We start from the raw sequence: 8,503 nt of genomic DNA on the forward strand, positions 1-8,503 counted from the left end.
ATGAGAACAACGATTGCCATCGACGATGCGTTGCTCGATCAACTCAAGGTGCGTGCTGCCCGGGAGAACACGACCGTCCGCGCGCTGATCGAAGAAGATGTGCGACTCGGTGAGCTGCGACGGGCCCAGCAGAGCGACCCGGGCCGCGGACGTTTCCGGCTCCGCGCATTCGATCTTGGTCGCCCCAACCCGGGCGTGGACCTCAACAACAACGCGGCGCTGCTCGATCTCATGGAGAACGAATGATCGCCTGCGACGTGAATGTCCTGGTGAATGCGCACAATGTTGCCATGCCGGAGTACGACGCCTATTCGGCATGGCTCGAGGAAGCGCTGAACGGGACGGTTCCGGTGGGCATCCCGTCGCTGGTTTTCAGTGGATACTTGCGTGTCATCACCCACCCGCGGATCTTTCCCCGGCCGTTTCGTCCGGAGCAGGCGCTGGAGGAGATCGCTGCGATTCGGGCAGCCCCGGCGTTCGTCGCTGTCGAGCCGGGTCCACGGCACTGGGAAATATTCACGGAACTGTGCCGGAAGGCCGACGCGATCGGCAACCACGTTCCCAATGCATATTTGGCCGCTATCGCCATCGAGCACGGTTGTGAGTGGATCACGGCCGACCGCGGGTTCGCGCGCTACCCCGGACTGCGCTGGCGGCACCCGCTCGACTGACCGTTGATCGAGGAGCACCTGATCGTGTTCTTGGCGACGGTGTTGATCATCGGTATTCCTGGCATGTGGAGATCAACAACGACATCGCGCCCGACCTGCCGCAGCTGGTGACCCGCACGTTCTCGCTGCCCGCGGTCGAAGCCGACGCCCGCCCGGGCGTCGACGTCTACGACGACAGCGCACTGCTGGAATGCCTGGACGGCGAAAGCTGGAACTAGCCGATGTCGATGACCGCGCGCCCCTGGATCTCGCGGCGGTTCAGCGCGTCGTAGGCGCCTTGCACGTCGTCGAACGAGTAGCGGCGGCTCACCGTGTCCTGCGGCCGCAACTGCCCGCGCGCGACCAGGTCCAGCAGCACCGGCATGTCCCGCTGCGGTTTCGCCCCGTAGGAACCCTTGATCTGCAATTTCCGCCGGGCGATGGTGGCCAGGTCGAACTCGCCGACGCTGCCCTTCGGGGCGATGCCGACGACCACGACCTGCCCGCCTTCGACGACCGAGTCCCGCGCCACGCCGAACGTGGCGACGTTGCCCAGCGCTTCGAAGGCCACGTCCACACCGCTGCCGCCGGTCAGGTCCCGGATCGCGGCGGGCGCATCGACCTCGGCGGAGTTCACGGTGTGCGTGGCGCCCAGCTTGCGCGCGGCGGCGAGCTTGTCGTCGCTGATGTCCACCGCGACGATCGTCGAGGCCCCGAACAGCGCGGCCAGCTGGATCAGCGAGCTACCCACGCCGCCGGAGGCGACCACGGCGACGGAGTCCCCGACCCGAACGTCCGCGGCGTGCCGCAGCGCGCCGTAGGCGGTCATTGTCGAGCAGCCGACCGAAGCCACATCGCTCAACTCCACCTCGTCGGGAACCTTGTACACCGAGGTCGCAGGGGTCACCGAGCGTTCGGCCAGCCCGCCCATCGAATACATCCACACCGGCTCACCGCCGGGCCGGAACAGCCGCGTGTTGCCGTCGTAGAGCTGGCCCTTCGCCCGGTTGTAGCCGAAGAAGTCCAGGCAGATCTCCGAATTCCCGCGCGCGCACTGCGCGCATCGCCCGCACGGCATGATGAAGCTGGTGACCACCCGGTCGCCGACGCGCACACCTGTCACGTCCGGGCCCACTTCGGAGATCACGCCGGCGACCTCGTGCCCGAGCACGGACGGGGTCGGGAACGGCAGCTCGCCCTTCAGCACGTGCAGGTCCGAATGGCACGCGCCGCAGGACAGCACGTCGATCGCGACTTCACCGGCGTTGGGGTGCGGGTCGGCGATCTCCTCGATGCTCATCGGCTCGTTCACGGCGGTGTGCACGGCTGCGCGCATCCGGACCTCCTCGTTCGGACCGGCCGGTCGGTATGGCCGTCCCGAACCTAGCCCGCGGGATGCCTGGGTACCAAGGGGTCGCCGGGTGATCACTGGACGTGCCTGCTGCATTCGGTTCCGCGGTCACCGCGCAGACTGCAGGAGCGTTCCCGGGCCCGGCAGCGCAACGGATTCGCGGAGCAACGCCCCGGACCCGATCGGTTCACCTGCGCCGATACGCTGAGCGCAACGAAGCGCAGCCGGGCCGCGCGCCCTGATGTGAAGGAGAAGCAACGTGAGCGAGCGCACCCTGGTCCTGGTCAAGCCCGACGGGGTCGAGCGCGGCCTGGTCGGCGAGGTCATCGGCCGGATCGAACGCAAGGGGCTCAAGCTGGTCGCGCTGGAGCTGCGCCAGGTCGGCGACGAGCTCGCCCAGCAGCACTACGCCGAGCACGACGGCAAGCCGTTCTTCGGCTCGCTGCTGGAGTTCATCAAGTCCGGTCCGGTGCTGGCCGCGGTCGTGGAAGGCCCGCGGGCGATCTCGGCGTTCCGCCAGCTCGCCGGGGGCACCGACCCGGTCGACAAGGCCGCGCCGGGCAGCATCCGCGGCGACTACGGCCTCGAAGTCCAGTACAACCTGGTGCACGGGTCCGACTCGCCGGAGTCGGCCGAGCGCGAGATCAAGCTGTGGTTCCCGGAGCTGTGAAGTGACTGAGGAGTTCATCAGCGGACCGCTGCGCGTCGACCAACCGCACCCGGAACTGCCGCAGGCCCTGACCGACCTGTTCGGGCGGGTCACCGTCGCAGGCGGCGCCACCGGTTTCACCGCGACCACCGAGCTGGACACGATCAGCGCGCTAGCCGGGCGGATCGTCGAAGACGTGGCGGCGCGGCCCAAGCGCAGGCACCTGTTGATCATGGGTCAGGAACGCGCGTTGGCAGGCGTCGCGGTGCTGCGACCCGCGACGTTGCCGATCCACGCGCACCGCGGCGAGATCGAGTGGTTGCTGGTCGACCCCGAGCTGCAGTCGCAGGGCCTCGGCTCCCGACTGCTGGACGCCGCGGTTTCGCATGCGCAAGCCCTCGGCATCGCGAAGCTGCAGCTGACGACCAGGTCCGGCCAGGGGCTGGAGGACTTCTACCGGCGGCGCGGCTGGACCGAATCCGGCCGCTGGCCTGCCTCGCTGCGCGTCGCCGAGGACGACCTCCGCGACCAGCTCTGGTTCACCCGCGACGTGTGAGCCGGCGGCCCCGGTCCACCGCGGACCGGGGCCGTCCCGCCCCGGGCGGACGCCCACTATCCTTGGCCGGGTGAGTGCGGAGTCCGTGTTCGACCGCTTGGAACCATTGCTGACGCAGGTCTCCAAGCCCGTGCAGTACGTCGGCGGCGAGCTCAACGCCACCGTCAAGGAGTGGGACGCCACCTCGGTGCGCTGGGCGTTGATGTACCCGGATGCCTACGAGGTCGGGCTGCCCAACCAGGGCGTGATGATCCTCTACGAGATCCTCAACGAGCAGCCCGACGTGCTCGCCGAACGCACCTATTCGGTGTGGCCGGATCTCGAAGAGCTGATGCGCGAGCACGGCATCCCGCAGTTCACCGTGGACGCGCACCGGCCGGTCGGCGCGTTCGACGTGCTCGGGGTCAGCTTCGCCACCGAACTCGGCTACACGAACCTGCTCGGCGCGCTGGACCTCGCGGGCATCCCGCTGCATGCCGCCGACCGCACCGACGAGCATCCGATCGTGCTGGCCGGTGGGCACGCGGCGTTCAACCCGGAACCGATCGCGGACTTCTTGGACGCGGTGGTGCTGGGCGACGGCGAGGAATCGGTGCTGGAGATCACCGAGGCGATCCGGCGCTGGAAGGCCGAGGGCGAGCCGGGCGGCCGCGAAGAGATCCTGCTGCGGCTGGCCGAAAGCGGCGGTGTCTACATCCCCCGCTTCTACGACGTCGGCTACGGCGCGGACGGCGCGATCACCGAGGTGGTGCCGAACCGCGAGCGGGCTCCGTATCGCGTCTTCAAGCGCACCACCATGGAACTCGACGAGTGGCCGTACCCGAAGCAGCCGCTGGTGCCGCTGGCCGAGAGCGTGCACGAGCGGATGAGCGTGGAGATCTTCCGCGGCTGCACCCGCGGCTGCCGGTTCTGCCAGGCGGGCATGATCACCCGGCCGGTGCGGGAGCGTTCGCCCGAAGGCATCGGCGACATGGTGCAGCAGGGGCTGGAGAACACCGGTTTCGAGGAGGTCGGGCTGCTGTCGCTGAGCTCGGCCGACCACTCCGAGATCGGCGAGGACGCCAAGGGCCTCGCGGACCGCTACGAAGGTTCCAACACGAGCCTGTCGCTGCCGTCCACGCTGGTGGACGCGTTCAACGTGGACCTGGCCAACGAGCTGTCCCGCAACGGCCGCCGCTCCGGGCTCACCTTCGCCCCGGAAGGCGGCAGCGAACGGATTCGCCGGGTCATCAACAAGATGGTCTCCGAGCAGGACCTCATCCGGACGGTGTCGACCGCTTACGCCAACGGCTGGCGGCAGGTGAAGCTGTACTTCATGTGCGGCCTGCCGACCGAGACCGACGAGGACGTGCTGCAGATCGCCGAGATGGCCAAGGAGGTCATCCGGCAGGGCCGCAAGGCCGCCGGGCGCAAGGACATCCGCTGCACGATCTCGATCGGCGGGTTCGTGCCGAAACCGCACACCCCGTTCCAATGGGCGGCCCAGTGCGATCCGGACACCGTGGACGAACGGTTGCGGAAACTGCGCAAGGTGATCAACTCCGACCGCAGCGTCGGCCGCAACATCGGAATGCGCTACCACGACGGGAAGCCGTCGCTGATCGAAGGACTGCTCTCCCGCGGCGACCGCAGGCTGGGCCGGGTCGTCGAGCGCGTCTGGCGCGAGGGCGGCCGGTTCGACGGGTGGAACGAGCACTTCTCGTACCAGCGGTGGGTGGACTGCGCGGCCGAGGAACTCGCCGCTTTCGGCATCGACCTGGATTGGTACACCACCCGGGAGCGCGCCGAGGACGAAGTGCTGCCCTGGGACCACCTGGATTCCGGGCTGGACAAGGAATGGCTGTGGGCGGACTGGCAGGACTCGCTGGACGCCCGCCAACAGGACGACTGCCGCTGGACGCCGTGCTTCGACTGCGGGGTGTGCCCGACGATGGGCACCGACATCGAGGTCGGGCCGTCCGGTCGGCCGTTGCTGCCGATCAGCCCGGTCGGACAGGGTTCGCCGGTGCGGAACCCGGCGTTCAGCGAGTCCTAGCGCGCCTCCTGAACGGCTCTCAGTCGGCACCGGGCGGGTCGGCGACTGCCTTGCGGGCATCGACGAGGCCGTGCCCGTAGAAGCCGTTGTCGGCGGGGTCGCCGCGACACCGCGCATCCTGCGCGCCGTCGCGGTTGAGGTCGTAGGTACCGGGGCAGCCGATCGGATCCGCTCCCCCTAACAGCCTGCGGCGCAGCTCGGCGGGCCCCGCCTCCGGGTGCTGGGTCTTGATCAGCGCCGCCACCCCGGAGACGTGCGGCGCGGCCATGGAAGTGCCGCACGACGAGCCGTAACCGCCGGGCACGGTCGAGCGCACGCATTCGTCGGCGCCGGGCTCACCACCGGGCGCAGCGATGTCCACCGCGCCCAAGCCGTAGGAGCTGTAACCGGACTTCACCGAGTTCCGCCCGATCGCGGAGACGGAAACGACTCCGTCCAAGCCGGCAGGCACCGCCTCGCACACCGGTTTCTCGCGCCGCGGAACGGCCGTGAGGTCGATCCGCTCGTTGCCCGCGGCCGCCACGGTGAGCACGTCGTGCGCGGTCGCGTACCGGACCGCGCGCCGAACCGCCTCCCGCGGAACCGGCGAACCAGTGGAGCCGCAGCCGAGCTGAGCGGATTCGACCAGGAAGCTGGTGTTGGCGACGTCGATGTCGTGCTCGGCGGCCCACATGAATCCGCACACCGCGTACTCCGGATGCGCGTAGCCCTCCGGGTCGACCACGCGGATCGAGGCGAGGCCGGTTTCCGGGGCGACTCCGGTGACTCCTCTGCCGTCGTCGGCGGCGCCGACGATGCCTGCGACGTGGGTGCCGTGCCCTTCACCAACCGGACGTTCGGCCAGCTGCGGGTGCTCGGGGGTGAGGCAGTTCGCCGATCGCCGGGTGTCCACGGCAGCGGCCAGTTCCGGGTGCGCGGCGTCGACACCGGAGTCGAGGACGCCGACGTGCACGTCCCGGCTGCCCCTGGTGATCGCGTGCGCCTGGTCGGCGCGGACTCGCTGCAGGTTCCACGGGTTCGAGCCGCGGACTTCGACGGGAGCCCGCTGCGGCCCGAGCCGGTCGGCCCGGGCTCGGCTTTCGGCGCTGTAGGCGCGGTCCGGTCCGAGTCGTTCGGCGAAAGCCGGGTCCGGTGAGTCGACGATGCCCACCCCGATCTGGCGGTAGTAGGCGGCGATGTCGCCGCAGTGCGACTCGGATTCCGCGGCCGCCTCGGAATGCGGCGTTCCCGGGTTGAACAGCACGACGAAGCGCTGGTTCGCGCCCGCATCGCGGCAGTCCGGTTCCGCGTTGGCCATCGGCGCCACACCGGCCAGCAGGGTCATGGCCAGCAGGCTCGTGACTGTGGCGCGCAACAGCCGGACCAGGGGCACGGCGAACCTCCAGGACGGCCGGGCGCCGACACGAGCGACCGTAGCCATCCCGCGCGGCGTGGGACAAGCCGTCGGCCGCCGCATAGCCGGGGTGCTGAGGCGGCGCGGTACCGTCGGGGGTGGGCGGCCGGTGCCGTCGCCCGATGCAAGTGCAGGACCGGCCGGTACGCGGCCACGCTCGGGAGGAGCACGGTGCGTCGCCGAGACCACCCCAATCCGTCGGCCCCGCCGGTGCAGAAGCTGCGGCTGCGCTACACCAAGCGCGGCCGCCTGCGATTCACCTCGCACCGCGACTTGGCCCGCGCGTTCGAGCGGGCGCTGCGCCGGGCCGGGGTGCCGATGGCGCAGTCCCAGGGCTTCAACCCGCGGCCGAAGATCTCGTGGGCCAACGCGGTACCGACCGGGGTGGCCAGCGAAGCCGAGTACGTGGAGCTGCAACTCGCGGAGCAGGTCGATCCAGCGGTGCTGTGCACCGAGCTGAACCGGGCGCTGCCAGCGGGAATGGACCTGGTCGAAGCCGTGGAAGCGGGGCCGGGCTCGTTGCCGGAACGGCTGGAGGCCGGTCGGTGGCTGACCGAGCTGCCGGGCGTGTCGCCCGCGGCGCTGCGCTCGGCGGTGGCGGAACTGCTGGTCGCCGAGCGGGTCGAGGTGCAGCGCACGACCAAGGACGGCACGCGGACCATGGATGCGCGGGCCGCGGTGCTCAGCGCGGAAGTGCTGGACAGTACCGATTTGGCTGCGCTGAGTGACCGTTTTCCCGCTTTCATCGCCCAAGTGGACGATTGGCCGAAGGGCCGGGACCCATATGGGATACTCGTAACGGTCGTGCGGCAGACAACACCCGCCGTGCGGCCCGACGACGTGCTGAACGCCCTGCGCGTCGTCGCCGACCTGGCCCCGGCGGCCGCGCGAGCGACTCGCTGGGAGCAAGGGCGGCTCGACGACGAGGGAGGGATCGCCGACCCGTTTGCCCTGGACAGGGCGGCGGCAGCCACCCAGCGGGGGGAACTCCCGACCGGGTGACGCTCGGCGGGGTGGACGTCGTCGCACCCGCCGTGGGACTTCCCCGCTCACCGAGAGCGGGGACGGAGGGGACCAACAGAATTGCCGTCGCTCGCGGGCGGCGGAAGACCGCAGAACGCACATGCTCCTGTGCGGCCGCGTCCACGGACGCGCCCGGGGGCGGAGGAGTTGAATGTCGAACAGTGCAGCACCCGCTGGGAACACCAGCGGGTCATCGACCACATCCAATCGGACCAGCGCATCGTCGGGGACTTTCGAACTTCCCGCCAAGCTGCGGGTGCACGCGCTGGCGAAGCTGCTCGGCGGCAGCAGCAGGGAGATCATCACCACCCTGGAGTCGCTGGGTGAGCCGGTGCGCAGCGCGCAGTCCAACATCACGCGCGAAGTCGCCCTGCGGGTAGTGCGCCAGTTGCGGCCGGAGAGCATCGAACCGGAGGCTCAGGAGTCCGCCGCGGAGGGTCCGGCGGACGCGGGGCCGGCCCGAGCGTCCGCTGCCCAATCCGGGTCGACCCAGTCTGCGGCTCAGCCTTCAGCGGCCGAGTCCGCGGGGACGGGATCGGCTCCGGCGCAGCCCGCTCGAACCGAAACGGCCCGGTCGTCGGCCGAGCAGGAGACGCACCAGGAGGAGTCCGCGTCGGAGGGCTCCGGGCAGGCCCGCCCCGAGTCCGCGCAGTCGGAATCCGCGCAGTCCGAGTCGGCCCAGTCCGGTTCGGCGCAGTCCGGGTCCGCCGGCCTGAACCCGGTGTTCGCGGCGCCGCAGGCCATGTTCCTGGCGCCGGAGGCAGCCCCGGCCCGCCAGGCGCCGAAGTCCGCCGAGCCCGCCGAGCCCGCGGAGACCGCCAAGCCCGCCAAGACCGCCAAGACCGC

General features: G+C 70.2%; 10 protein-coding genes. 8 read left to right on the forward strand and 2 right to left on the reverse strand.

The window, feature by feature from the left end; translation table 11 throughout:
• From IJH84_RS03195 to IJH84_RS03205, 3 genes are all read left to right on the forward strand, one after another.
• Nucleotides 1–246 (forward strand): CopG family transcriptional regulator (locus IJH84_RS03195; protein WP_295139981.1); only part of this gene is annotated, 246 nt, incomplete at its 5' end.
• A complete protein-coding gene (locus IJH84_RS03200) occupies nt 243–671 on the forward strand; it encodes a type II toxin-antitoxin system VapC family toxin (RefSeq protein ID WP_200070918.1) in 429 nt (142 codons plus the stop codon). The genes IJH84_RS03195 and IJH84_RS03200, both read left to right, overlap by 4 nt.
• A 65-nt stretch (nt 672–736) precedes the next feature.
• Nucleotides 737–889, forward strand: a complete 153-nt coding sequence (locus IJH84_RS03205; RefSeq protein ID WP_200070919.1) for a hypothetical protein — start codon at nt 737–739, stop codon at nt 887–889.
• On the opposite strand, the gene IJH84_RS03210 is transcribed toward IJH84_RS03205, so the two are convergent.
• Entirely contained in the window at nt 886–1,986 is a 1,101-nt protein-coding gene (locus tag IJH84_RS03210; protein ID WP_295139984.1) for a zinc-binding dehydrogenase, read from the reverse strand. The genes IJH84_RS03205 and IJH84_RS03210 overlap by 4 nt on opposite strands.
• Nucleotides 1,987–2,260: 274 nt before the next feature.
• Here IJH84_RS03210 and ndk point away from each other — a divergent pair, with 274 nt between their 5' ends.
• From ndk to IJH84_RS03225, 3 genes are all read left to right on the forward strand, one after another.
• Complete coding sequence (ndk, locus tag IJH84_RS03215; protein ID WP_200070921.1) at nt 2,261–2,671, forward strand: nucleoside-diphosphate kinase; 411 nt, start codon at nt 2,261–2,263, stop codon at nt 2,669–2,671.
• Between the two features lies 1 nt (nt 2,672).
• Entirely contained in the window at nt 2,673–3,206 is a 534-nt protein-coding gene (locus IJH84_RS03220) for a GNAT family N-acetyltransferase (RefSeq protein WP_200070922.1), read from the forward strand.
• Nucleotides 3,207–3,276: 70 nt separating this feature from the next.
• Nucleotides 3,277–5,241: a TIGR03960 family B12-binding radical SAM protein gene (locus tag IJH84_RS03225; RefSeq protein WP_295139988.1), complete on the forward strand. Its 1,965-nt coding sequence runs from the start codon at nt 3,277–3,279 to the stop codon at nt 5,239–5,241.
• 19 nt (nt 5,242–5,260) lie between these two features.
• Here IJH84_RS03225 and IJH84_RS03230 read toward each other — a convergent pair whose 3' ends face one another.
• Nucleotides 5,261–6,613, reverse strand: coding sequence for a S8 family serine peptidase (locus IJH84_RS03230; RefSeq protein WP_295139990.1), 1,353 nt, complete (start codon nt 6,611–6,613; stop codon nt 5,261–5,263).
• Nucleotides 6,614–6,844: 231 nt separating this feature from the next.
• Here IJH84_RS03230 and IJH84_RS03235 point away from each other — a divergent pair, with 231 nt between their 5' ends.
• Together IJH84_RS03235 and IJH84_RS03240 are read left to right on the forward strand one after the other, a co-directional pair.
• Entirely contained in the window at nt 6,845–7,636 is a 792-nt protein-coding gene (locus IJH84_RS03235) for a TIGR03936 family radical SAM-associated protein (protein ID WP_295139994.1), read from the forward strand.
• A 172-nt stretch (nt 7,637–7,808) separates the two neighbouring features.
• Nucleotides 7,809–8,503: translation initiation factor IF-2 N-terminal domain-containing protein (locus IJH84_RS03240; protein WP_295139992.1), on the forward strand; the 695-nt coding region annotated here is incomplete at its 3' end.

Origin of the sequence: Saccharopolyspora sp. (genome assembly GCF_017434145.1) — a bacterium.
In the GTDB taxonomy this organism is placed as follows: Bacteria; Actinomycetota; Actinomycetes; order Mycobacteriales; family Pseudonocardiaceae; genus Saccharopolyspora_C; species Saccharopolyspora_C galaxeae.

What these genes read in the sequence shown, in the direction of transcription:
- IJH84_RS03200 (WP_200070918.1), top strand. Translation starts at nt 243, where the DNA reads ATGATCGCCTGCGACGTGAATGTCCTGGTGAATGCGCACAATGTTGCC.
- IJH84_RS03210 (WP_295139984.1), bottom strand. Translation starts at nt 1,986, where the DNA reads ATGCGCGCAGCCGTGCACACCGCCGTGAACGAGCCGATGAGCATCGAG.